Raw genomic sequence first — 22484 nt, forward strand, 5'->3', positions numbered from 1 at the left:
TTAACTTTGCGCTGATAGGGCAAACTCAATACCTTCAAATGCCTCGGCAAACGCATCTTTATCATTGTATTTAAGTGCTTTTTCAAAATAATCTGCAGCTTCTTCGATGGAATGATAGTTGAACATGGCAGCTGCGCCACGTAATTTGTGTAATGCTTGTTGTAACTCAGGCCAATTTTGCGCTAGGTAAAGCGCTTTTAATGCGGCTTTTTCTTCATCTAAACTGGCAATAAAATTCTCCGACAGATCACTATTATCAATTTGACTAGCAAAGTTAACCGCTTTGTGGATTCGCGTTTTACTGTCGTAGCTAACATATTTCTTTAATGTAGAAATAAAATTATCTTGCTCTATGGGTTTTTTAATGTGATCTGAAAAGCCCTGTTCAAGGTAGCTCGCGACTTCATGTTGCATGGTGTTGGCAGTAATAGCTACAATTGGCTGCGTAAAACCTGAAAGTTTAAGCTGTTTTAAGGCACCAATGCCATCAAGTACAGGCATTTGAATATCTAATAAAACTAAATCAAAGCGGCCATTTTTGCATGCTTCAACGGCTTCTTTACCATTAGCAACAGCAAATACGTTGAGACCTAAATGGGTTAATAACCTTGCGATTAGTTCTCGATTATCTTCATGATCTTCAGCAATTAATACATTACCTTCAAAAATAGCCTTATCATCACGTTTTAATTGATTGGTCGGTTTAGCCAGTGTACTTTTCTCAACGTTTAGATGAAGAGTAAACTCGCTACCTTTATTCACTTCGCTAGTTACTGAAATAGAACCACTCATTAAATTAGCTAATTGTTCAGAAAGGCAAAGACCAAGCCCTGAGCCACCAAATCGTCGTGTGATGCTGCTATCACCTTGGGTAAAACTGTCAAAAATTTCTTCTAACTGCTTTTCTTCCATTCCGATACCGGTATCAATCACGTTAAAGCGCACGCCGGTGAAGGTTTCGCGAATTGAGAATGTAACACTGCCTTTATCAGTAAATTTAACCGCATTTGAACATAAATTTAAAAGGATCTGCTTTAAACGGAATTGGTCTGCTTTAATAGCGAAATCTTCATCTAGGCTATTAATAATTTGAAATTGAATATGCTTTTTCTCAGCTAAGGTTGTGAACATAGCATTGATTTCTTCAATTAAACAATTGAGGTTAAAGGTAGTGATATCCAGTTCTAACTTGTTCTCTTCAATCCGGCTAATATCCAAAATATCATTAATTAAATCAAGAAGATGTTTACCATTATTATTAATTATACGAAGGTCTTTATTAAAATTTCGCATATCGTAATGGCTATTACTCATAGCTTCTGAATGACCAATAATTGCGGTTAACGGCGTACGAATTTCATGGCTCATATTGGCTAGAAACTTTGATTTAACTAAACTGGCTTGTCTTAAATGCTCACTGGTTTGCTGTAATTCAGCGGTACGTTTATCAACAATCATTTCTAATTGTTTTTTTGCTTTACGCTCATGGGCACGGCGCTGTGCTGCAACAATTAGTAATACTGTTAAAAGTCCTGCAACTATGAAAAAAATCCGCTGTTGTTTAGATTTTTCAATTGCCAGCTTCTGGACCTGGTTACCTTTTTCAAGCTCAGAAACACGGTCAGCTAAATCAACGCGATCTTTCTTTGACTGCTCTTTACTGAGCAGTTCTTTCATTTTTTGCTCTTTAATCTCATTGTTTAAAATCAGTTGTTTTTCACGAATGGCGTATGCCTTTTCAATTAAACCATTTGCTCCATAAACAATTAATGCGTGGCTATACGCCCTTTGTAATTGGTGTTTATAGTTAAATTTTTTCGCAAGCTCAATGGCTTTATTTATCTGTACTAATGCGATACTTGGCTCGCCCAATGCCACAGCAATTCGCGAACGATGGTATGCAACACTGAAACTGATTGTTGGGTTATTAAGTTGTTCATTTAATTTAGCCGCATCAACAATATGGACTCTTGCTTGTTGAAAATTATTAAGCCAAATATGACTATCTGCTAAATTAAGTTCGACAGATGCAAGTTGATAGGTGTCTTGGTGTGACTCAAGTAGTGTTTTTGCCTGCTCTAGATGGTAAACCGCTTTTTTTGCTTCGCCAACAGCATTAAGTGAAACGGCAATATTACTATGCGCCAATATCAGGGAGACTTGGTCTAACTCTTTTGAATGTTCATCTAATAGCGATTGATAGAGTGAAATTGCATCGTAATTATGGCCAAGCTTCGAAAGTAAGCCTGCGCGATTAAGCTGGATATCTAACACATCTTGTTTTGTACCAAATTGAGCATATCTAGGCTCAGCTTGTTGGTAATAATCAAGGGCCCTTGAAAATTGGTTCAGTTTTTCATATGCAAGGGCAATATTATTTTCTAAATTTGCTACTTTGATTTGTTCGTTTTTTTCTAGCTGATATAGAAGGGCTAAGTTGTAGTACTTAATAGCAGCTTCAGGAATATTGATATAGTAATAAATTAAGCCAAGAAGCCTATGAATATCGGCAATTTTTGCTTTGTTCTGGGTGAGAGTTAGTGCTTGATCAAGCGGTGTAATGGCCTCATTGAGTTTGCCAGATTGTGCTAAATTTGATGCGATAATGTGAAGAACACGAGCGTGTTGTTCATCGTTTAATGCGTTATTTTGTGTGAGTAAATAAAAGGCGTCAATTTGTTGACCAAGATCAGCTTGTTTTTGGATATTGGTTATTTTGGCCGACAGTGAGTTATCAGTAATTGCAAAAACCACAGAAGAGCAACAAATACCAACTAATAATAGTAAATGAAGAATTCCTTTTTTAACTGTACGGTCCATGCTTTTATCTATCTATTTTTTATCCACCAGCTACTTTAAGCAGAAGCATGCTTAAGTTCAAGAAAATTCGACGAAATAATGAGATGTATTAAATCATGAACGTTATAAAAATCATTATAAATTATAAGTTTACATCAATAGGTATTTGGCACTAGAATTGCTTAATTGGAAAAATTAACAAAATTTTAAAATTTAGTAAGGATACGGTGTGAAAAAATTGTCTTGGATGTTAGCAATTTTTTTCTTGTTGGTAAGCTCTCCGTTGTTGGCAAAACAAAACTATCAACTCCAAAGAATTAATTCGTCAATTACGTTAGATGGTGTGTTAGATGAACCACATTGGCAGCAGGCAACATTTATCGACTTACCCTGGGAAGTAGAACCTGTAGAGGGTATTCCAGCAAAAGTAAAAACCCATGCTTGGATTTATGAAGACGGGGATCAGCTATATGTTGCGTTTAAAGCGTTTGATCCAAATCCAGAAAAAATACGTGCATCAATTCGAGACCGGGATGATCTTTGGTCTGATGACAATGTTATTTTAATGATTGACACCTTTAACGATGAACGCACAGGTTATCAATTCTATGTTAATGCGTTAGGTGCGCAAGCCGATGCCCGTATGACCGATTATGGTACTTGGATGGAAGACCCATCTTGGGATGCTATTTGGGACGCTAAAACACAGATAACCGATGACGGTTATACTGTTGAAATGATTATTCCATTTACAGCTATTCGTTTCCCCCTTGTTGAGGGTAAACAAACATGGGGTTTATCTCTTTATCGCAACATGCCAAGGGAAGTACGTAATCAATACTCAAACATTAAATTTGATTACGATATTAAATGTAGTTTCTGTCAATTCGATAAACTCACTGGTTTAGAAAACGCAAAACCAAGTAAGAATTTACAATTAACTCCTACATTGACTGCATCGCGTAATGATAAACGAGATACAGGTGATGCTTGGGATAATGGTGATGCCGAATTTGAGCCAGGACTTGATATTCGTTATGGCTTAACTTCTGATGCAATTTTAAATGCCACCATTAATCCAGACTTCTCGCAGATTGAAGCCGATGCCGGACAATTAGATGTAAACACCACATTTGCCTTATTTTATGAAGAAAAGCGTCCATTCTTTTTGGACGGGGCAGATTCGTTCGAAACTGAATTATTAAACTTAGTACACACACGCAATATTGCTGACCCTGATGTAGGCGCGAAAATTACCGGTAAATCTGGCGTGCATTCATATGGCGTGCTCTATGCCGATGATCAACAAAGTGCGGTTATTTTACCTGGTTCACAGGGCTCTGATTTTGCTGTTATTAAAGAAAAAGCTCATGCAGGAATAGCCAGCTATCAACTTGATTATGGCTCTCGAGATAATCTCGGTTTGCTAGTAACCAGTCGTCAAAGTGAAAACTATTTCAACAATTTAGCGTCTTTTGACGGTGCGAGTTATTTGTCAGAGCAAGATCAAATAAGTTATCAAGTGGCGTATTCAGATACCGAAAACTCAGATGAGTTAGTATCCGATTTTGATTTAGCTAAAAACCAATCCGGTCATGCGTTATCGGTAAAATTTGAACGTGATACCAAAGCATATGATCTAGTTGCATCTTATCAGCAAGTGGATGAAGACTTCCGCAGTGATCTCGGGTTTATTACTAAAGCGGGTTATAACAAAAGCTTGTTTGGTGGCGGATATCATTGGTATATGCCAAAGGGCGATGCAATTACAGATTATTGGGTGGCTGGTGATTTTGATATAACTTACGAACAACATGGCGACCGTTTAGAGAGAGAGTTTGAGATTTACCTAGGGATCGAAGCGATTTATAACATAAACAGCGAACTTGGCTTTTTAACTCGAGAATCTAAGTACATTTCACGTTATTACGATGAAAATTTACTCGATTTATGGTTTACAGTTAAACCTTATGGTGACTTGAAGTTCACATTTTATGGCCGAGTAGGTGATAAAATAGATTATCGCAATGCAGAACTTGGCGATTCGCTGTATTTAAATCCGGGCATGACTTGGGACTATAACGATTATTTGCAATTTAAGCTTGAACATACCTACAGTGAAATGAAGCTAGACGATGCATTATCGTTTAGAGTGAACTTAACGGATTTCCGCATCAATATGAAATTTAATATGCAGAGTATGTTAAAACTTGTGGTGCAGTATGAAATGGGTAGATATGGTGACTCACCTTTAGATGCAATTAACCCAATCAGTAAAGAGCGCGATTTTGCAACGCAATTAATTTACTCTTACAAGATAAACCCACAAACGCTGTTTTACTTAGGCTATTCAGATAATGGCTATGCCGAAGATGATGAGCAGCATTTAAAAGCAAATGAGCGTACATTTTTCACCAAATTTAGCTACGCGTGGCAACTCTAGTTGGCGTTTCAATAAAAAAGTGGGCATTGCCCACTTTTGTTATTAGAGCGTGTTGATCTTTGAGGTCTAAATTCTGTTCAAATCCAAAGCATTTTGATCGCGGCGTTGCTTTGTAGGCCTAGCGGGCTAAGTCAAGAAGCAACAACAAAGAACAAAATGCTTTGGGTTGAACCTGTTAGGCAGCGCTTGTTTGGCATTTATACTTTGTTATCGCTCATTTATGTAAATTAACTACACGACAATCGCTCTGCCTCGTCTAAATGCCAAACAAACTGCTGCAGAAATTGACAACAAAGGTCAACACGCTCTAATTAAAACTTATTTAGATTGGTTTTCAATCCACTGCGTTAATAAGCGTACGCTGTAGCCGGTACCACCTTTTGGCACTTCATTTTTATCTGATGATGCAAGGGCATTACCAGCAATATCAATGTGTGCCCACTTAGTATCGCCAACAAACTGTTGTAAGAATGTTGCTGCTGTTGTAGCACCTGGACCACCAGAGCCAATATTTGCAAAATCAGCAATCGGGCTCTTTAGCATATCTTTATAACCAAGTGGTAAACGCCATAAGTTTTCGTTTACTTGCTTACCTGCAACTGTGAGTGATTCAACTAAGGCGTCATCATCTGAGAAAACAGCAGCATAACGGTTACCTAAAGCGCGTACTTTTGAGCCAGTTAATGTCGCGATATCAACCATTACTTTTGGTTCAAATTCGGTGCGTGCATACCAAAGAGCATCAGATAATACTAAACGGCCTTCAGCGTCAGTATTTAAAATTTCAACAGAATGACCTGCTGCTGTACGAACAACATCACCGGGTGCAACTGAGTTTTCTGAAACCATGTTGGCAGCCATACCCATAACAGCAACAACATTCACTTTAGCTTCGTTAAGCGCAAGTGCTTTTACTGTACCAAGTGCAGCCGCTGCACCTGCCATATCAGACTTCATACGTGCAATTGAAGAACCTGTTTTAATACTGTAGCCACCTGAATCAAAGGTGATGCCTTTACCAACAAGGGCAATTGGTGCGTCATCGCTACCTTTGTAATGAGCAATAACTAAGCGAGAACCTTCACTACTACCGCGACCAACAGCTTCAAGTGCACCCATCCCAAGCTTTTTCATTTCTTTAGGGGTTAATACTGAGACTTTTACACCAATTTTTTTCAGTTTCTTTGCTTCATTGGCAAAATCAACCGGAGTCATCTCTGTTGCAACTTCAGATGTTAAATCACGTGCAAGAAAAACCCCTTTTTCGATGTTTGCTAGATGCTTATAGTGTGCTTTGGTTTCATCTGCCTGCTGTGTGATAAAGGTATATGTTTTCTCATTACGCTTTTCTTTTTGATATTTATCAAAACGGTATGCGCGAAGGTTAATACCATGAGCTAGTAGGGCAACATCGTTTGCGCCAAATGAAGCTGCATCTACTGCGATGTTTTCGATGTATTTCTTCTCGAGCATGCCTGAAAGTTGGCCGCCAAGTTTAGTCAGTTCTGCTTGTTCAAGTGTATTATCTTCACCTAAACCGATCACAATCACACGCTTATAAATGCTGTTTTGCGGTGCAATAACTTCTAATTGACTTGCGAACTTACCGTTAAAATCGTTTGCTTTAATCGCCTCTGCTAATTGGGCAGCAAATGGGTAATTTGAAAAAACATCATTGTTTTGGTTTTCATGTTTAAAAACAACCAAGGTATCAGAGTCAGATGTTGTTGCTGCACTAAAGTTAAACTGTTCTGCTGCAACAGGCATTGCAGAAGTTGCCGCTAAGGCTAGTGCTAGAAAAGACTTTTTCATGTGAGATCCTTCAAGATAAATTTTGACGTTATTTACAGCAATAAGCTTAAAAAGTTAATTGATAAACGACTAGTCACAAAATAGTGAGGTGAAATAACAAAAAAATGCGTTTTGAGTAGTAAAAATTAACTAATTTGTCAAATAAATGGTACAAAAAACAACTTATATTGTATGTTTAACGCACAAAATCGCAGCGTAAACATTGAGTTATATCAAGTTTTTCGGTAAAGTTTATCATACTTTTTGGGGACATTTGATGTGGCGGGCCGACTATATCCTCTAAAAATAATAAATAAAGAAAGGCTCAACCAAATTGAATAAGGCAAATGCTATGGATTTATCACAAGAAGAACTTGAGTTTTTTTCTGGAATGTTTTCGGACAGGCAATTACCTGACGACACACTTCATTCTGGCCATGCTCTTAGTGTGAAATCAGATATTCCGACCAGTTTATATCAAGTATTTGAACAATCTAAGTTAACGCTACTTGCTGAAATAAGTCACTACCAACTGTGGTTTCCACTCGAAATGACGATTGAAGATGGTGAATTCAAACCGCTGTTAGGTACACCCGAAATAGTTGACCTTCAAAATGGTGAACGCAGCTGGCGTGGTGGTGAGTTCAATGATGTTGCTCTTAAAGATCAAAAAGGCAAAAAGCATGACCTGTTGTCGCTCTCTAGTACCGGTATTGCTTTTAGAGTAAGCGACAGACGAAGCCTAAAGCGTATTCTTAATGAAAAGTCACTTAGCATTAATTTACCAAATGACGAAGTTGTTTCTCTTGAGTTTGAAACTGTTCGCGTGGAGCGAGACTTAGTTGCAGCAAAAATTGCTAAAGTGCAACGCGGACGTGATCGTCTTCGAAAGTTTTTATTTAATTTGCACCGCTCGGAACATCAAAATTTATATCAAGGATTACAATCTTAAAAAAGCCGCATTAAAGCGGCTTTTTTATTGTTATTAAACAGCAAGTGCGAACGGGTCGTCGATGCTATGTGATGGTTCAGTAAACCACTTTGGCCCATCACTATCCATGTAAAAATGATCTTCCAAACGAACACCAAATTTGCCTGGTATAACCAACATAGGTTCATTACTAAAAACCATACCTTTTGCAAGTGGCGTAGTATCACCTTTAACAAGGTAAGGTGATTCGTGAATATCCATACCACAACCATGACCTGTGCGATGTGGTAAGCCTGGTAACTGATATTCAGGACCAAAACCAGCAGCTTCAAGTACAACACGCGCGGCAGCATCGGTTACTTCACAAGGAGCTCCAATCTTAGCCGCGTTAAATGCAGCAATTTGTGCTTCTTTTTCAACATTCCAAGCGTCACGTTGCTCTTGTGTTGCTTCGCCAAACGGGTAGGTACGTGTGATATCTGAATGGTAACCTTCAACAATACAGCCCGTATCGATTAAAACCCAATCATTTTCTTGTAGTACTTGTGGGTCTTTTACACCGTGAGGGAACGAGGTAGCTAAACCAAAAAGCACAATACAAAATGAAGACCCTGATGCGCCTACCTTTTTATGTGCTTGGTTGATAAACGCTTCAACTTCTTTTGTTGTAATCCCAGGTTTAAGTATGCTTGCAGCCGCTTTATGAACCTCTAAAGTCATATTTTTAGCCGTTTGCATTAAGGCGATTTCAGATGTTGATTTACACTCACGACATGGTGCAGTAACTACATCTGCGTTAATGATATTAAACGCTGGATTGGCTTTAATGATGCCATCTACTAAGAAAAATCCTGCGCTAGGATCTACTGCGATTTTCCCTTCAGTGATATTTAATTTATTTAAAACATCACCTAATAACTGATAAGGACTTTGATGTTCATGCCAGCCATAAAACTCACCTTGGATTTTCATATAGTCATTGAGTGAGCCTTGTTCAAAATGAGGTGCAATATAACAAAGGTCGCCATTTGCAGGTAAAATAGCGCCTACTAAACGTTCACTCTTGTACCATTTTAACCCGGTGAAATAGGTTAGGTTAGTACCAGCATCAATATACATTGCTGCAATGCCTTGTTGCTGCATTAATGTTTGTGCTTTTGCAATGCGTGAGTTTAGCTCGTCATTTGATATTGGTTTAACTTGTTGCGTCATATTTTCAAGCTTGGCTAAAGCTTGTTCGATTGTGCTGCCACCGACACCGATAGTCATAGTAAAATTCTCTTTATTGTATGCAATATGCAAAATCTATCATTTTATTTTGGCTTTTAGAAGCGATTAGAGTGATTTTGTCTGAACTAAACGGTATAATTGAGACAATATAACATTTTAGTTTCTAGCTTATTTCCCTTTCATGACAGACATCACCACCCATAAAACTGCAAGGCGTCGTCTTTTAATTGCGCTTGCAATAACTAGCACATTTATGGTGATCCAATTTATTGCGTCATTTTTTGCCAATTCTATGGCAGTACTTGCGGATGCAGGGCATTTATTTGTCCATAACAGCTCGCTTGTTGTGGCGCTAATTGCATCGAGCATTGCTATTCATTTAGCTAAAAATTATAACACTGGTTATAAAAAGGCCGAATTAATCGGTGGTTTAGTAAATGGAATATTCTATTTAGCGATAGCTGCTACGATTATTTTTGCCAGCACCAGTAAGTTAATAAATCATGAAAATCATAGCCATGAAGTAGATACTTTTTTAATGACAGCAGTTTCGGGATTAGGTTTCTTATTTCACGCTGCATCTGCTTATGTGCTTTATCAAGGTCGCAAAGAGAGTGTTAACGTTTATGCTGTGTTCTTGCATAGTTTCTTAGACTTGTTATCGACGGTACTTACTTTTGGCGCAGGTATTGTTATCTATTTTACAGGTTGGGTGGATATCGATATTTTCTCAAGTATTTTTATCGCTGGCTTTGTGTTAATTACTGGTTTTCGTGTAATCAAAAAATGCATTGAAGGCTTGCTTGAAACGGATAGAGAATTACCTGATGCAACTAAAATTGAATCCCGTCTGTCTAGTTTAGAGCATATTAGTAGTGTGCATAACGTAACGGTTGACAAAAAGGGCAGTAAAACCATTGTTGGCGCGCATATTGTTTTAAAGCCAAGTTGCACAAAAGAAATGCACCATGAACTTTGCCAATTAGCTGTCGAAAAGTGTTTATTAAAAGAGTTCTTAGTTAAAGAAAGTGTACTTCAGATTGAAGCGCATAAATGTCAACATTGCTAACGAATTGGCAAGTCGTTAGCTGACTCTACTTCACCATCTTCATGTACAATCGCTATGTTGCTATCTAATGTTAATACAGCAACACTTTCATCTTGTTCTTTTCGCACAAAAGCCAAATCATAACCGTAACTATATAAGTCCATAACAGCCACTTTTTGAAAAGGGGTTAAGCGGCTTTGATGCTCGTTGAATTTTGGCTGTTTTACCCTACGTTCTAACATTGCTAACTCCTATATTTAATTATTGAGTTTAGTACAATGAATCTAATCTGCGAGTATGAATTCAAGGCATAGAAAGCAGTAATGGAGGTTATATTGTGCGTATAAACTAAAGAAACAATGAATAGTATCTTCAATCCTTACTATCTGGTTATCATAATTTAGATGTTTTAATAGGTATCAGAGATATCAGAATTCACAAACTTATCAAAATGATCCATATAGTCCTACTTACAGCCAAAATTTTCATCATAAAAATCATTATCTTTAAGTGCAACTAGCGTAACTAAGTGGCATAAATAGGATATATAAATCGCTACTACGCTATTTATTAAATAATCTCGGTATAAATTGATAAGGGCTTTTTATTAGCTTTGAAATTTGCAGATTTTTAACGTTTTCGGTTAGTTTAATGGGTGTGTTAACCCTCACCAACTCTCATTTTCCAAATCAAATGCTTAGTCATAGCGTAAATATTACAAGCTGAAGATCGTTTTTGTTAATAAAGTATGAAGTCGTCTTTCTAATAAGGCTTGAGTGAAATCAAATAAACGTTGAATTTTCATACTATTCGTTTATGTTAGTTACTAAAATAGAAACTGTTTTTAACGTACTGTTTTTTATTAGGTAAATTCTAATACAAACCTGTCTCATGGAGGGACTATGAAAAAGTTAACGAAAGCATCGTTATTGTTGTTGGGTGTATTCAATATTCCATTTCTTTATGCAGAGTCTGCAACTAAACAAACAGAACAAGTACTTTATAGTGGCGGCAAAATTATCACTATGGAAGGTCAAAAGCCACAGTATGTAGATGCTGTTTTAGTTGAAAACGACAAGATTACGCAAGTAGGTACGCTAAATGATGTTAAAAAACATCTTCATGGCAAGGTATCTATGGTTGATTTAAAAGGCAAGACCATGATGCCTGGGTTTATTGAACCCCATCTACATCCCTCAATTGCTGCATTAATGCTACCTAATGACACTGTTGCCCCACATGCGTGGAATAAACCAAGTGGTGTTACAAAAGCAGCGAAAACGCCAGAAGCATTTATTGAAGGGATAAAAGAATCAATTGCTAAGGCATCACCAGGGCAAATGCATTTTATTTGGGGTTATCATCAGTTGTGGCATGGTGAACTTAATCGAGATGTACTGAATAAATTAGCAAGTGATAAACCTGTTGGCATTATCCATCGCTCGTTCCATGAAATTTTTATTAACGATGCAGCAATAAAACTGTTCAAAATAAAGGAAGATGATTTTACTGGTAATAAACAGGTTAATTGGCAAAAAGGGCACTTCTATGAAGGTGGTTGGCTTGCATTAGTGCCTAAAATTGCGCCTTACTTACTTAACCCAGAAAGTTATAGTGAAGGCTTAAACTTGATGTCGCAATTAATGCTTAAAAACGGCATTACAACGGTGAGTGAACCAGGTTTCCCAAGTTCAGATTTTAATATGGAATATAGCTTACTTAAAAAAGAAATGGATACTAATCCACCTTATGATGTTTTGCTTATTCCAAATGGCACGCAACTCTACACTATGGCGGGTGGCAGTAATGAAAAGGCTGAAGTTGCCATGAGTCAACTGCCTGAAAAATACAATACCCACAATATTACTTTTGCACCAAAGCAAGTTAAGTTGTTTTCAGATGGCGCCATTTATTCTTTAGCAATGCAGATGAAAGAACCGTATTTGAGCGACAAGTTCAAAGGCGAATGGATGACTCCGCTTGATTTATTTCAAGAGCAGTTATCTTTCTATTGGAATAAAGGCTATCAAATTCATGTGCATGCAAATGGCGATAAAGGTATTCAGCAGGTATTAGATTTCAATATTAAAGATCAACAAGCGTTACCTAGAGAAGATCACCGTTTTACACTTCATCATATGGGCTATTTTGACGCAGATTTAGCAGAGCAAATTAAAAAACTAAATATTGAAACGTCAGTTAATCCTTATTATTTATGGGCTCTTGCAACTAAATACTCTGAAGTCGGTCTTGGTAAAGAGCGTGCTGAGAACCTAGTGCAAATTAAAGAGCTATCAAAACGCAATATACCAGTATCATTTCACTCTGATTTCGCTATGGCACCGGCTGAGCCACTAACATTAGCATGGACGGCAGTAAATAGAGTTGTTGCTGAAGGAAATGCATTATCGCAAGAACAACGCATTGATGTATTTACGGCTATGAAAGCAATCACATTAGATGCAGCACGAACGCTTAATCAAGAAAAATTTATTGGCTCAATAAAAGTGGGAAAAACAGCAAATTTCACAATTCTAGAAGAAGACCCTTTTAACATCGAGCCCATTAAACTAAAAGACATTAAAGTGAATGCAGTAGTGTATAAAGGCCGCTGGGTAAATAATACGTTGTAGAAATTACACTAAATTAGGCTGGTATTAGCTAGCTCTAAATAATCAGAACTTAATCTCGTTATGGTTGTTTTATCATAACGAGATTACTCTAACCAAATAACTCTTTTAGAATTTAATGCTTAACTTTATATCGTTTATTGAAACACCGTAATAACTCGCCAATAAAAGCGCTTTTTGCTCTATATACCTTTCACTTAATTCAAAATCATTCAATTGTTTTTGAAAGCGTGACCGTGCAAACGTTAAATTGTCAGAAGTAACAGGCCGTTGTGATTGCTCTATTTCAATTAGTGCCATAAATGCCGTTAGTTCGTGATCAGGCAAAACGTTTCCCTGAATATTTAAATGTAAATAACACTCAAGTGGCGTTAAGTTATTCGACTCAGTTTGTATTAATGCTTTTGGTAAAAATAAGTTACTTTCAAATAATAATAACGATCTTAAATAGGTAAATGGCACACACTCAGATGAACCTCTTGCTACAAACAGGTAATGAAGTACATTGCGTTTTTTATTATCTTGCACTGCAAAATTAGCCATTGTTTGTAATAACGGGGTAAAGAAAGAAAGGCTTTTTATATTTTTTATTTGTGAAATCAACTCTAATGGCATTGTTTTACCAGCAGATAGTTTAACGCTGAGTAATTGAAAATAATCAAAAGCATCGGTGCTTTTACTTGCTTGTAAAGCCAAAAAAAGTTGTAGCTTTGTTTGAGTCGCCTCAGGCTGTTGTTGGTAAAATATTTTCAGCGCGGCTAAATCACTTTGCTTAAGTAAATTAACAAACTGAGTTACTGATTGATCCATAGCTTAATTATGTTGTTTTCAAACAAGCTCAGCCTAACATAAAAATAACGCTTACTCAGTTAGATTTCTTTTGCTGACATTTATTCTTCAAATTTAAGACTATAATCAACCTCATCAAAATGAAGATATATACACACACCATCGCCTTCAATACTTTGAAATTCGATTTCACCATTAAGCCTTTGTGTTACAAGATTATAAACAATGCTAAGGCCAAGCCCTGTACCTCCTTTTGCACGTTTGGTTGTAACAAATGGCTCAAAAATTTTGTCGAGTAAATCTTCTTTAACGCCAACACCATCATCGATATACCTAAAATGCAAACTAGCACCAACCATCTTAGCCACAATTTCAATATTTAGTTTTTCATTGTCACGAGCACCATGGCGAAGGCTATTAATGATCAAAATAGTGAATATTTGATTGAAAGCTCCTAAATAACTGCGCACCACTAAGCCGTTTGTAACATCAATTGAATAAGCAACATCGTACTTTTCAAGTTCATGTTTTAGACTTGAGAATAAATTTGTTAAAAATGTTTCTACATTAAATTCAACTAGTTCATCGTATTCTTGATGCGAAGCAACTTGCTTAAAGCTATTGATTAAACTGGCTGAGCGGTTAAGGTTTGATTCCATTAAACTTAGGCAATTATCCGCATCCGAAATCATTTGTTGAAGGGTGTTTTTTTGTAATGTGCCTTGGTCAAATGCTTGCTTTAAATGTTCCACTTGTTCGCGCAAGTGTGATTCACTCGTAATTGCAATACCAAGTGGGGTATTTAGTTCGTGGGCAAAACCTTTCACCATTGAACCTAAACTCGCCATTTTCGCATCTTCAATCAAACGTTTTTGAGCAAGGTTTAGACGATTTATTAATTCTTCAATATGGGTAAGTAATTTATCTATATTTTTTGCAAGGTCAGTGACTTCATCGTCACCACGTAAATTGGTACGCATCGAGAAGCTATCAGACTGGCAAATTGCCGTAATAAAACTGTTTAGTTTAAATAAGCCATAGCCAATGCGTTTATTGATAAAAAACGAGCCCGCTAAACTTAATGCTAAAAATATAAAAGTGATGGAAAAAGTTAGAATAAGCGTTTCTTTGCTGCTATCAATAGATTGTTTGTTCAAGTAAAGCGAAAGATTGGTGTAGCGCTCGTTAATAACTTGCGATAGCAACTTGTTTTTACCAGCAAGGCCTTTTGCGGATGCTTGACCTATTTGCTCTAAAAAGGCCGTATATTGTGTAAAGTTAACATCATATTCTTTTAAATAAGTAAGCAGTTCTTCTTTTGAAGGATTATCGTGAGTTTGTAAATACACTTTTAACTCAACCAAAATTTCTTTGTGAAATTCTAAATATTTTGGTTTCCAGCGTAATAAGTAATCTTTTTCGCGTCTTCTTAGTTCTAAAATTAAAAGCTCAAGTTCTTGGTCGTTTATTTGCTGACTAACGTTTTGTATAGCATGAATAGAATTACGGAAATTCCCCCTGATCCCTTGGTCTTCGTCAAACCCTAATTTTTTTTGAATAGAGAGCTGCAAGCGTAAGTTTTGCTCAAAATTTCTTACCGCTTCTTGAATTTGCATGAGCAAACGTTCTGCTATTTCGTTGTGCTTAACTAGTTGTAATAACTCAAAATGTATTTGAGAAAAATCGGCAAACTGTTCCGTTGACCAATCTTGCATTTGTTCGTCACGGTCAAGGGTAAACTCGTGTTGAAGGTTAATGGTATCCGATAGAATTTGCTTATAATCATTCAGAGTTTGGGTAACTTGATAGTGATTTGTTACGTTGTGATAGATAATGACACCGGAGATTAAAACAACAAAGAAGCTAATCAAAAGGGCGATTTGTGAGCTAATAAAAGCTGTTTTTAATTTCATAAGCTACGAGAGTGAGTGTTTTATTAAAGTGTAGGACAATTTATCCTGCTGTAAACAAACGCATTTAAGCCTTCATATAAGTACTAATAAAACAGTCATAGCACATACAATTTTATTTAAATTGCTAACATTGCGTATTTTTGGTTTGCAGTATTTAGCGCGCTTGGTATAGCGTCATACAACAAATTAAAGTTGTTGTAGTGAGATTGCCAGTCGGAAAGAATCTGACTTTTTTCAATCAGAGATTGTATTTCTTGAATATTCAATTCATTGCATTGGCAATATGTTTGGGTTACTAAATCACAAAACTGTACTCTGCGAATGGTTTCAAGCAATGGCGTAAACTGTTTAAACTTTTCGGGCAAAACATCATGATGATGGAAATAAATAATTTCAGGAATAGGGCTTGGAATGTGCCAATGTTTACATACTTTTGCGCCGTTAAAAGCATGTTGACGTAGCAAATATGCTATTCGATGCTTTTGATAGGGCTTTGGTAAATACCAGCTTAAGTCGCTTAAATGCTCAAAATCTTTTACATACTGCTTATGATTTAGTGTTATTTCAATGTCGTGTAATAAACCAACTAAATATGCCATGTCTGCCGTAATCACGCTACGAAGCAAAATCTCATAAGTTGTTTTTAATAGTTCTGCAGAAATAAGTGATTGACGCCATAGCTCTTTTTCAAAGTTACTGGTAGGTACAAAGACTTTTGTTAATGCCACTAGGTTAATTAAGTTAAATACTTCTTTACTGCCCATTCTCACTATTGCCTCTTTGATACTGCGAATGGGTTTTACACTTGCGTGTTTGGCAGTGTTACTGAGTTGAATAATTTTGAGTGCGAGGGGCGGATCACGCTCAGCAAGTTTTTCAATTTTTAAAAAATAGTCAGCATCATCTTGTGGAATGCTCATCAATTCGACAAGTATTGTTGGTAAAATTGGCAAATCGCATGCTTGCTTTTCTGAGCTTGTTTGGCTGTGTGCCATTTACAATTCCATTGGATAAAAACATATCAATTTGCCAATAAGTATAGTTAAGCTTTAATTTGTAGTATAAAAATTGCTGTTTATTGATAAATTTCAGCAGCTTTAAGCAAAACTTGTTCGTGCAGCCTTACTTTAAAGTTTGGGTTAACATAATTGAATTGAACTAGACCATTTTCATCAATTAAATATATTGCAGGGACAGGTAAAACTAAACGAGCATCACCCGATCCATTTTTCTTAAGCGGGTTGGTTAAATCTAGGCGTTTAACATAGCGTTTTGTCGTTGCTTCATCAGTAAAAAATGCAAGACCAAACGCTTGGCTCAGCTCACTGTTAAAATCAGATAATAAATCATACTGTAAAGCCATTTTCGAAATGCTTTTTTGCAAATCCTGCGGGGCATCTGTTGATACACCAACTAATTTATAACCCATTGCTTTTAACTTAGGTTCTATTTTTTTGAGTTGTCCCATTTGTGTATTACAAAATGGGCACCAGCCACCGCGGTAAAAAAATAAAATAGTCTTTTGATTATCCAAGTAAGCTGAGAGCGTTTGGCTACTACCATCTAGCCTTGTAACGTTAACCTTTGGTATGAGTTGTCCATTTAATAATGGCGAGACTGTATCACTTGATTCGGCAATTGATTTGGCAAAAACAAGGTTAGGTATAAGTACAAAAAGAAAGATAAGGAAATTTCGCATTTAGTAAGTCCAATTGTTAAGGTTACAAACAAGACCTATCTAGGGCGCATTAAATTTCAAAATTACGTATATTAACTAAAAAGGCATGTAAAACATGCCTTTTTGTAAACTATTAAATCAATTCTTTTAGCATTTCATCGTTATATGTAACGACCTTTTCACCTGATTTAACTTTTGCAACGTAATCAGGATTCGCAATAAATGGACGACCAATGGCCAGTAAATCAAATCGTCCTTGATTTATTGCCTCTAGGCCGGTTTCTGCAGTAAAGCCGCCAACACCAACTAATGTATGCGGGTAGTTTTTACGTACATAGTCTGATACTCGGCCATCTAAATAATCAAACTCAAGCGCATCATCAAAGATACCGATATGCAAATAAGCAAGCTCACGATCTGCCAGTTCATTTAAAAGATAATCAAATACTGAACGATCACGAGGGTCCGGAGAAATATTAAAATAGGCACCTGGAGAAACACGAAGTGCTGTGCGCTTAGCACCAATACGATTGCTTATGGCATCTACAACGAGTAGTGCAAAGCGTGACATGTTCTCAGGATTACCACCAAATTGGTCATCGCGTTGATTACTATCAAAGTGTAAAAACTGGTCAATTAAATAGCCATTAGCGCCATGAATTTCTACACCATCAAAACCGGCATCAATTGCATTGCTGGCTGCTTGTGCATAGTCATTTACTAATTGCTCAATTTGGCACTCACTTAATGGGGTTGGGGTGATATATTCTAATTCACGCATGCGCGGCACTGTGCCTTCCACTTTTAACGCACTGGGTGCAACAACAGTATCACCATTGAAAAAATGCGGGTGTGCTACGCGGCCTGTATGCCAAAGCTGTGCAAAAATTTTTCCGCCATTGTTATGTACGGCTTGTGTAACACGTTGCCAGCCCTGAATTTGTTCAGCTGTAAAAATACCAGGTGTATTAGGGTAGCCTTGACCATCAGCACGAATAATTGTTGCTTCTGAAATAATCAGTCCCGCTTCGGCCCTTTTGGCATAATAATCTGCCATTTGCTGTGTTGGCACCAAGTTTTCATCTGCCATACAACGTGTTAAAGGTGCCATTAAAATACGATTTTCTAAGGTTATTTCGGTATTAAGCTGCACTTTGTCAAAAAGTGATTTTGTCATAATGTTCTCATGTGGTTAATTTGAATGCTTATTCAAATTAACTTTTATTGAACGTTCGTTCAAGTACTTTTTTGAACAAATGTTCAAATTAAGTTATATTGAGGCGTAATATTTTATGAGGCCATAGATGAGAAGCGCTGAATTTGACCGTGAATTTGTTTTAAGAGCTGCAATGAAAGCTTTTATGCATAAAGGCTTTAATAAAACCAGTATGCAAGACTTAAAAGCCGCAACAGGGCTTCATCCTGGTTCTATTTACTGTGCGTTTGACAACAAAAAAGGTTTATTACTTGCTGCAATTGAGCAATATAACCTCGATAGTAGTGCCTGTTTTAATACCTTTTTTGACAGTACTGATTCGCCATTAGCAGGGTTAACACACTACTTAGATTATATTGTTGACCAGTGTATTAGTTGTGAACCGGAATCCTCTTGCTTACTGCAAAAAGCACTGAATGAACTTGCAGAGCAAGATAGTGATGTACAAACCTTAGTCACAGCGCAGCTAAGACGCTGGCAATTAGGACTAGAAAACATTATTAAAGCAGCTCAAGAACGAGGTGAAATTAGTGGCACTCGCGATGCAAAATGTCGAGCTCGATTTTTAGTCATGAGCATCTATGGTTTGCGTACTTATGGCTACACTCACCCCGAGGCCGAGGATTTACGTGCTTTGGCAAAACAAGTGATACACGATATTTCGGTGTAATTATGCTCGATAAAAATAACCTCTTTGCTAATTTACCCAAGGACACAACGCAAGAGCACTTTAGTGATCTCATAAAATCTTCATCTACACGAATTGAACGCATTGTTAGTTTCGGACAATCTTCACCACAAAGTGGTTGGTATGATCAAGGCGAAAACGAGTGGGTTTGTGTGTTAAGTGGTTACGGGGTGCTGGAATTTGAATATGGTAGCAAAGTAAAGCTAGACGTGGGTGATCACCTTTTAATCCCTGCTGGGTGCAAACATAAAGTTGTTGAAACAGATCCTAACAGTGAAACGGTGTGGCTAGCTGTTTTTTATAAATAACAGGCACAAAAAAAGCGAGTTTATAAACTCGCTTTTTCTTTGTAGTGACTAATTAAAGTACTACAACGTTCGCAGCTTGAAGACCTTTTTGGCCATCTTCAACTTCGAAAGCTACCGCTTGACCTTCAGTAAGCGTTTTGAAGCCTTCTGATTGGATTGCACGGAAATGTACGAATACGTCTTTGCCGCCATCGTTTTGTGAAATGAAGCCAAAACCTTTTGACTCGTCAAACCATTTTACTACGCCATTTACTTTGTTAGACATAATTTTTACCTTTTTTAAAAGTGTTTATTGTGGTGAATCTCACCGCCGAGCTTAATTTATATTTCAGCTAATATCGCATCTAGCTTCTATGTACAACTTTCAAAAAGGAGTAAACAGGAATAACGCAGTAATAGGGATTGATCTATGTTTTAAGCGTTTTGAATACTAGCGCTTTAGCTGAGTTTTGTCCAGTAAATTCACGGGATAAAAGGTCTGATTAGTTGAAATGACGAATAAAAGTATGCACTTTACACAAGTGTCATTGAAATCTTACAAGTTCAATAGTTAAAGAATATTAGCTTCACTGACAGCAAGCAAAAATAATGCTCTAATAGCTGAGTTATCTAAGTTATTCCCTTGGGTTATATAAAGTGGCGTGAGCATAGCGACACGCTACACTAATAATAAATTTTGGAGCTTCTAATGACTTGCCCACATCATAACTTTCGTGAGTTAGAAAAAGACATTCACACCGATTTTAAAGACGATATGTCATACGGTGATTATTTGCAGTTATCGCAGGTGTTATCGGCGCAAAAACCACTTTCTGATCAGCATGATGAAATGTTGTTTATTGTTATTCACCAATCAAGTGAGCTGTGGTTAAAACTGGCAGGGCACGAATTAAGTGCTGCAATTACGAATTTAAATAATGGTGATTTTGGTCATGCATTTAAAGTGATTTCGCGTGTTAAGCAAATTTTTAATCAATTGACACAATCTTGGAATATTCTTTCTACGTTAACGCCTGTTGATTATCTAAAATTTAGAGATGCACTAGGTCACTCTTCAGGGTTTCAATCATACGGCTATCGCAAGTTAGAGTTTTTGCTAGGCAACAAAAATCAAAGTTTATTAAAAGTGCATGAAAATGATGAATTGGTGCACAGTGAATTATCAGCGATTTTAAATGCGCCAAGTTTGTATGATGTCACCATCAGTATTTTACAAAAGCATGGCCTTAATATTGATGTTAGCCAGTTAAATCGCGATGTCAGTTTACCTTACCAAAGCAATAATTCCGTGCTTAACGCATGGCTTGAAGTTTATAAAGATGCTGATAAATATTTTGAGTTGTATGAACTTGCCGAAAAACTGGTAGATATAGAAGATAGTTTCCAACAATGGCGCTTTAAACATATGTATACAGTGCAGCGCATTATTGGCAATAAGGTTGGCACGGGCGGTTCATCTGGCGTTGCCTTTTTGAAAAAAGCGCTTGATATTAGTTTCTTCCCTGAGCTTTTTGAACTTAGAACCAAGCTATAAGAGAAATAAGAATGAAAGCAGAACAACTACAACCTTATTACTCAGAATTTGATGTAAGCAACCGCATTTTATTATCTGGTCATTCTCATCAAGCATGGCCAAATGTTGCAAAAGATGGCTTGTTAGCGTGTTTTAGCGATGCAGCAAAACACATTGATGATAAATGGGGAGCGGCATTTGAAAAAGCCGAGATCGTTCGAGATTTTTATCGTGATTTGATGGGTGAGACAAATGCTCAGATTGCTTTAGGGCAATCAACGCATGAGCTTATCTTGCGTTTTTTATCAGATTTAGCGTGTTTTAAAAGCAAAAAGAATTCACCGATTAAAATTGTTACTACCAATGGTGAATTTCATTCAATGCGAAGGCAGTTAGACAGGTTGAAAGATCTCAATATTCATATCAATGTTGTTGATACTCACCCTGCAGAGACCCTAGCAGAACGACTGATAAATGAACTAGACGAAAATACGGATGCAGTAATGGTCTCAGCCGTGTTTTTTGCGTCGAGTCGTATTTTTCATGGGGTAGGCGATGTGGCAATTGCGGCTAAAAACTTAGCAATTCCGTGTTTAGTTGATGCTTATCATGCGCTTAATGTGATCCCATTTAATCTTTATGATTGGCGTTTAGACAGCGCATTTATCGTTGGTGGAGGCTATAAATATTGCCAAGCAGGTGAGGGCAATTGTTTTATGCGTATTCCAACTGGTTATAACGGCAGCCCGATTATTACAGGTTGGTTTGCTGAATTTGAAAGTTTAGATCAAGCACCAGGTAAAGTGGGTTATGGTAAAGGGCAAGCAGCATTTGCCGGTTCAACATACGATCCTGCAAGCCACTATCGTGCTGCTTCGGTGTTTAAGTTTTTTAAAGAACATAATTTAACGGCCGAAGTTTTGTCTAACGTGAACAAAGGCCAAATTGCGCGTTTGTGGCAAGGCATTGAAAAAATGGATTTAGCAGATAATGTTTTATCACTGCCAAGTCATTCAATAAACGATAATGCTGGGTTCTTATCACTTACAACTAAACAAGCTGCTAGGTGGGTGAAAATGCTCGCAGAGCACGGCATTCAAACAGACAGTCGCGGTGATAAGCTAAGGCTTGGGCCTGCACCTTATGTAACGGACGAGCAAATTGATGAAGCGCTCAGTTGCATTAAGCTCATTGCAAAAGATTTTTAACGTTTTCTTTTACTATAAGGCCAGTAAGCGGAACACTTATTGGCCTTTTTTGTGCGCTATTAGACTAAAAGCTAAAGAGTGTGAAACAACCAGTTTAATTAGTGAGCATCTTATGTAAGCCTTTAAAATAAAGGGCTATCTCTATATTTGTTATAATCCTGCCTAAAAACCAAGCAACATAAGCCAATTTATAAATTACTACTCGACTTATTGCTTAGTCTCAAGCTGAACTGACTACGTTACCCTGTTTTCATTACCAATTTAACATCCGTAATTTAACATCCGTAGTAGGAGATGTA

At 37.1% G+C, this 22484-nt stretch carries 18 protein-coding genes; 8 read left to right on the forward strand and 10 right to left on the reverse strand.

The window, feature by feature from the left end; translation table 11 throughout:
- On the reverse strand, window positions 1-2820 hold the full coding sequence (locus tag AAEU29_RS17550) for a tetratricopeptide repeat-containing hybrid sensor histidine kinase/response regulator (RefSeq protein WP_421974522.1): 2820 nt from the start codon (window positions 2818-2820) through the stop codon (window positions 1-3).
- 208 nt (window positions 2821-3028) lie between these two features.
- Here AAEU29_RS17550 and AAEU29_RS17555 point away from each other — a divergent pair, with 208 nt between their 5' ends.
- A complete protein-coding gene (locus AAEU29_RS17555; RefSeq protein ID WP_421974523.1) occupies window positions 3029-5242 on the forward strand; it encodes a DUF5916 domain-containing protein in 2214 nt (737 codons plus the stop codon).
- A gap of 318 nt (window positions 5243-5560) precedes the next feature.
- Here AAEU29_RS17555 and AAEU29_RS17560 read toward each other — a convergent pair whose 3' ends face one another.
- The gene (locus tag AAEU29_RS17560; RefSeq protein ID WP_421974524.1) at window positions 5561-7054 is read right to left on the reverse strand and encodes a leucyl aminopeptidase; all 1494 of its coding nucleotides are present in this window, start codon (window positions 7052-7054) and stop codon (window positions 5561-5563) included.
- Between the two features lie 331 nt (window positions 7055-7385).
- On the opposite strand from AAEU29_RS17560, the gene AAEU29_RS17565 reads away from it, so the two are divergent.
- Window positions 7386-7985, forward strand: coding sequence for a hypothetical protein (locus AAEU29_RS17565; RefSeq protein ID WP_421974525.1), 600 nt, complete (start codon window positions 7386-7388; stop codon window positions 7983-7985).
- 33 nt (window positions 7986-8018) lie between these two features.
- Here AAEU29_RS17565 and AAEU29_RS17570 read toward each other — a convergent pair whose 3' ends face one another.
- Window positions 8019-9233: a M24 family metallopeptidase gene (locus AAEU29_RS17570; protein WP_421974526.1), complete on the reverse strand. Its 1215-nt coding sequence runs from the start codon at window positions 9231-9233 to the stop codon at window positions 8019-8021.
- A gap of 142 nt (window positions 9234-9375) precedes the next feature.
- Here AAEU29_RS17570 and AAEU29_RS17575 point away from each other — a divergent pair, with 142 nt between their 5' ends.
- The gene (locus AAEU29_RS17575) at window positions 9376-10263 is read left to right on the forward strand and encodes a cation diffusion facilitator family transporter (RefSeq protein WP_421974527.1); all 888 of its coding nucleotides are present in this window, start codon (window positions 9376-9378) and stop codon (window positions 10261-10263) included.
- Here AAEU29_RS17575 and AAEU29_RS17580 read toward each other — a convergent pair.
- On the reverse strand, window positions 10260-10484 hold the full coding sequence (locus AAEU29_RS17580) for a hypothetical protein (RefSeq protein WP_421974528.1): 225 nt from the start codon (window positions 10482-10484) through the stop codon (window positions 10260-10262). The genes AAEU29_RS17575 and AAEU29_RS17580 overlap by 4 nt on opposite strands.
- Window positions 10485-11144: 660 nt before the next feature.
- Between AAEU29_RS17580 and AAEU29_RS17585 the strand changes: the two genes are divergently transcribed.
- Window positions 11145-12875 (forward strand): amidohydrolase, encoded by a 1731-nt coding sequence (locus tag AAEU29_RS17585; protein WP_421974529.1) that lies wholly within the window; start codon window positions 11145-11147, stop codon window positions 12873-12875.
- Window positions 12876-12980: 105 nt separating this feature from the next.
- Here the strand turns inward: AAEU29_RS17585 and AAEU29_RS17590 are convergent, their stop codons facing one another.
- The 5 genes from AAEU29_RS17590 to AAEU29_RS17610 form a co-directional block, all read right to left on the reverse strand.
- Window positions 12981-13682, reverse strand: coding sequence for a hypothetical protein (locus AAEU29_RS17590; protein WP_421974530.1), 702 nt, complete (start codon window positions 13680-13682; stop codon window positions 12981-12983).
- Window positions 13683-13762: 80 nt separating this feature from the next.
- Window positions 13763-15574, reverse strand: coding sequence for a sensor histidine kinase (locus AAEU29_RS17595; RefSeq protein ID WP_421974531.1), 1812 nt, complete (start codon window positions 15572-15574; stop codon window positions 13763-13765).
- A 116-nt stretch (window positions 15575-15690) separates the two neighbouring features.
- On the reverse strand, window positions 15691-16569 hold the full coding sequence (locus AAEU29_RS17600) for an HDOD domain-containing protein (RefSeq protein WP_421974532.1): 879 nt from the start codon (window positions 16567-16569) through the stop codon (window positions 15691-15693).
- Window positions 16570-16649: 80 nt separating this feature from the next.
- Entirely contained in the window at window positions 16650-17273 is a 624-nt protein-coding gene (locus AAEU29_RS17605; RefSeq protein ID WP_421974533.1) for a peroxiredoxin-like family protein, read from the reverse strand.
- 112 nt (window positions 17274-17385) lie between these two features.
- Entirely contained in the window at window positions 17386-18429 is a 1044-nt protein-coding gene (locus tag AAEU29_RS17610) for an alkene reductase (RefSeq protein WP_421974534.1), read from the reverse strand.
- A 127-nt stretch (window positions 18430-18556) separates the two neighbouring features.
- Here AAEU29_RS17610 and AAEU29_RS17615 point away from each other — a divergent pair, with 127 nt between their 5' ends.
- Window positions 18557-19138 carry a TetR/AcrR family transcriptional regulator gene (locus AAEU29_RS17615; RefSeq protein ID WP_421974535.1) on the forward strand — a complete coding sequence of 194 codons (582 nt, stop codon included), beginning with the start codon at window positions 18557-18559 and terminating at the stop codon, window positions 19136-19138.
- Window positions 19139-19140: 2 nt separating this feature from the next.
- Complete coding sequence (locus AAEU29_RS17620) at window positions 19141-19464, forward strand: cupin domain-containing protein (protein WP_421974536.1); 324 nt, start codon at window positions 19141-19143, stop codon at window positions 19462-19464.
- A gap of 52 nt (window positions 19465-19516) precedes the next feature.
- Here AAEU29_RS17620 and cspE read toward each other — a convergent pair whose 3' ends face one another.
- Complete coding sequence (gene cspE / locus AAEU29_RS17625) at window positions 19517-19729, reverse strand: transcription antiterminator/RNA stability regulator CspE (protein WP_274761311.1); 213 nt, start codon at window positions 19727-19729, stop codon at window positions 19517-19519.
- A gap of 423 nt (window positions 19730-20152) precedes the next feature.
- On the opposite strand from cspE, the gene kynA reads away from it, so the two are divergent.
- Entirely contained in the window at window positions 20153-20998 is an 846-nt protein-coding gene (kynA, locus tag AAEU29_RS17630) for a tryptophan 2,3-dioxygenase (RefSeq protein ID WP_421974537.1), read from the forward strand.
- Window positions 20999-21009: 11 nt separating this feature from the next.
- A complete protein-coding gene (locus AAEU29_RS17635) occupies window positions 21010-22185 on the forward strand; it encodes a kynureninase (RefSeq protein WP_421974538.1) in 1176 nt (391 codons plus the stop codon).
- Window positions 22186-22484 lie beyond the last annotated feature (299 nt).

Origin of the sequence: Pseudoalteromonas aquimarina (assembly GCF_049257255.1) — a bacterium.
GTDB lineage: Bacteria > Pseudomonadota > Gammaproteobacteria > Enterobacterales > Alteromonadaceae > Pseudoalteromonas.

Bases quoted from the DNA above. Each gene is read 5' to 3' on its own strand.
- AAEU29_RS17570 (WP_421974526.1), bottom strand. From the start codon at position 9,233: ATGACTATCGGTGTCGGTGGCAGCACAATCGAACAAGCTTTAGCCAAG.
- AAEU29_RS17580 (WP_421974528.1), bottom strand. From the start codon at position 10,484: ATGTTAGAACGTAGGGTAAAACAGCCAAAATTCAACGAGCATCAAAGC.
- AAEU29_RS17575 (WP_421974527.1), top strand. From the start codon at position 9,376: ATGACAGACATCACCACCCATAAAACTGCAAGGCGTCGTCTTTTAATT.
- AAEU29_RS17620 (WP_421974536.1), top strand. From the start codon at position 19,141: ATGCTCGATAAAAATAACCTCTTTGCTAATTTACCCAAGGACACAACG.
- AAEU29_RS17615 (WP_421974535.1), top strand. From the start codon at position 18,557: ATGAGAAGCGCTGAATTTGACCGTGAATTTGTTTTAAGAGCTGCAATG.
- AAEU29_RS17605 (WP_421974533.1), bottom strand. From the start codon at position 17,273: ATGCGAAATTTCCTTATCTTTCTTTTTGTACTTATACCTAACCTTGTT.
- AAEU29_RS17610 (WP_421974534.1), bottom strand. From the start codon at position 18,429: ATGACAAAATCACTTTTTGACAAAGTGCAGCTTAATACCGAAATAACC.
- AAEU29_RS17565 (WP_421974525.1), top strand. From the start codon at position 7,386: ATGGATTTATCACAAGAAGAACTTGAGTTTTTTTCTGGAATGTTTTCG.
- AAEU29_RS17560 (WP_421974524.1), bottom strand. From the start codon at position 7,054: ATGAAAAAGTCTTTTCTAGCACTAGCCTTAGCGGCAACTTCTGCAATG.
- AAEU29_RS17635 (WP_421974538.1), top strand. From the start codon at position 21,010: ATGAAAGCAGAACAACTACAACCTTATTACTCAGAATTTGATGTAAGC.
- AAEU29_RS17590 (WP_421974530.1), bottom strand. From the start codon at position 13,682: ATGGATCAATCAGTAACTCAGTTTGTTAATTTACTTAAGCAAAGTGAT.
- kynA (WP_421974537.1), top strand. From the start codon at position 20,153: ATGACTTGCCCACATCATAACTTTCGTGAGTTAGAAAAAGACATTCAC.
- AAEU29_RS17595 (WP_421974531.1), bottom strand. From the start codon at position 15,574: ATGAAATTAAAAACAGCTTTTATTAGCTCACAAATCGCCCTTTTGATT.
- AAEU29_RS17585 (WP_421974529.1), top strand. From the start codon at position 11,145: ATGAAAAAGTTAACGAAAGCATCGTTATTGTTGTTGGGTGTATTCAAT.
- cspE (WP_274761311.1), bottom strand. From the start codon at position 19,729: ATGTCTAACAAAGTAAATGGCGTAGTAAAATGGTTTGACGAGTCAAAA.
- AAEU29_RS17600 (WP_421974532.1), bottom strand. From the start codon at position 16,569: ATGGCACACAGCCAAACAAGCTCAGAAAAGCAAGCATGCGATTTGCCA.
- AAEU29_RS17550 (WP_421974522.1), bottom strand. From the start codon at position 2,820: ATGGACCGTACAGTTAAAAAAGGAATTCTTCATTTACTATTATTAGTT.